The 1,891-nt window shown below is 58.2% G+C and carries 1 protein-coding gene and 1 pseudogene; both read left to right on the top strand.

What is annotated here, in order from left to right:
* A pseudogene (locus OHD58_RS30390) lies at positions 1 to 197 on the top strand (oligopeptide ABC transporter ATP-binding protein); the annotation flags it as partial.
* A gap of 52 nt (positions 198 to 249) precedes the next feature.
* Positions 250 to 1,641 carry a CapA family protein gene (locus OHD58_RS30385; protein ID WP_263807293.1) on the top strand — a complete coding sequence of 464 codons (1,392 nt, stop codon included), beginning with the start codon at positions 250 to 252 and terminating at the stop codon, positions 1,639 to 1,641.
* Positions 1,642 to 1,891 lie beyond the last annotated feature (250 nt).

Raw genomic sequence — 1,891 nt, 5'->3', positions numbered from 1 at the left:
CGCGCTGTCCGCTCGCGGTCGAACGCTGCCGCATCGAAGTGCCGCCTCTGGTGCCAATGGCCGACGGACGGGTCGTGGCCTGTCATGTGCGCGCTCCGGCGACGGGCATGCCGGCCGAGCCGGCTGATTCTTCGCTCAGTCCTGTGGTTATGTCAGAGACTCTTTCACCCGATCGAGCATCTCGAGCGCACCGCTGACACGGAAACCGAACATCATTCCAGATCCAGTGGAAAGAAAAGAAGAAGGACTATGGAAGAACATTCACACGAGAACGGTCATCATTCGGTCCAGCAGGATGGTGGCTATGATGCGGTCGGATCGATCGCAACGAACGTTGCGGACGGCTTCACGGTGATAGCAGTTGGCGACCTTATTGTGTCGCGACCGCTAACCAAAGGCAACCATTCCGGCTTTGACAAGATCGTCAAGATCCTGCGCGATGCCGATGCCACGTTCGGCAACATGGAAACCAACATCTTTGATATCCGATCGTTCAAGGGAAGCCCGCAGGCTGAGTACGGGGGCGCGTATCACGTCAGCCTACCGGACCTTGGACCTGATCTGAAGGCGATGGGGTTCAACCTAATGAGCCGCGCAAATAACCATACGCTTGATTGGGGCCTTGAAGGCATGGGTGAGACGAGCCGCATATTGGATGAGAGCGGTATCGTCCATGCAGGTGTTGGGGAGAATCTTGCGCAAGCCGGCGCCGCTCGCTTCTTGGAGACCGCGCGCGGTCGCGTGGCATTGCTGTCGTTTGCTTCAACGTTCATGCCGATGTCTCGTGCGTGCGATCCCGCCGACGAGGCGCCCGGCAGACCCGGGCTCAACCCCCTTCGTTTGGCGGAAAGCATCTTGGTCCCGTCGGAGATGCTCAAAAACTTAAGGCAAGTGCGCGATGCACTGCCGGGTTGCCAGTCCAGCCATGGTAATTCCGACCGAGTCGTGCTCTCTGGCGTGACATACAAAACAGGCGACAAGGTGGGTTACAGCTTTGAACCCAACCCGCGCGATGTCGCCGACATCCTCCGAAACGTTCGCCGGGGCAAGCAGTTCGCCGACTTCTGCATCATCACGCACCATGGTCACGAGCCCGGGAACTGGAGCCAGCAGCCGCCCGACTACCAACAATCCTTTGCGCATGAGATGATTGATGCGGGGGCCGACGCATACGTCGTACATGGACCGCACCAGTTGCGAGGTATCGAAATCTACAAGGGTCGGCCGATCTTTTATAGCATTGGGAATTTCATGATGGACGACCTTCGGTCCCCCGTGGGCGCTGACATGTTTGCCGAATATGGCAAGGACCCAGGGGCCGACACGGATGCCGAGGTGACGGTCGCTGAGATGGCAAGTGGATTTTCAGACCCGGTCTTCTATGAGAGCATCATCACCGTAAGCCGATTTGAGCAGAACCAGCTTGCTGAATTGCGGCTTTATCCGATCGAGCTTGGCTACTCCAAGAGGTTTGTCAGCCGGGGTATCCCACGGCTCGCTCCCCCGCCGCTCGCAAGAGTCATTTTGGAGCGTCTTCAGAAGCTCTCGGAGCCTTTCGGAACCCAGATCGCCTTCGACAACGGCGTTGGAGTTATAAGGCTAAAGCCAGTTCGTTACGATGGCTTGGCTCGGGGACGCTAACAGGAAGTCTTATCCCAGAAAGCTGCGACGTGCCGGAACTCGGAACCCTCGAGCCGCCAGAGGCCGCAAGCCTCGCAAGACAAAATACCAGACGCTAAAGACGGCAAACCCGCAAAGGCCGCCATCACCGCCCCCGTGGGTCGGTCAAAATCCCCCGGGTGTGGTCACTTGAAACTCCCCCACCTGATGGTCACCGGCAGCGCTACTGAACAGCGGTAGCCGGTAAGACAGGACGTTTATTTTCATCCCC

The sequence above is a fragment of the Mesorhizobium sp. ZC-5 genome (assembly GCF_025753855.1).
GTDB lineage: Bacteria > Pseudomonadota > Alphaproteobacteria > Rhizobiales > Rhizobiaceae > Neomesorhizobium.
Note: the sequence above shows the minus strand (reverse complement) of the source record. Positions and strands in the feature narration are given on the sequence as shown.

Excerpts from the sequence above, each read along its gene's own strand:
- OHD58_RS30385 (WP_263807293.1), top strand. The coding sequence starts at position 250 with ATGGAAGAACATTCACACGAGAACGGTCATCATTCGGTCCAGCAGGAT.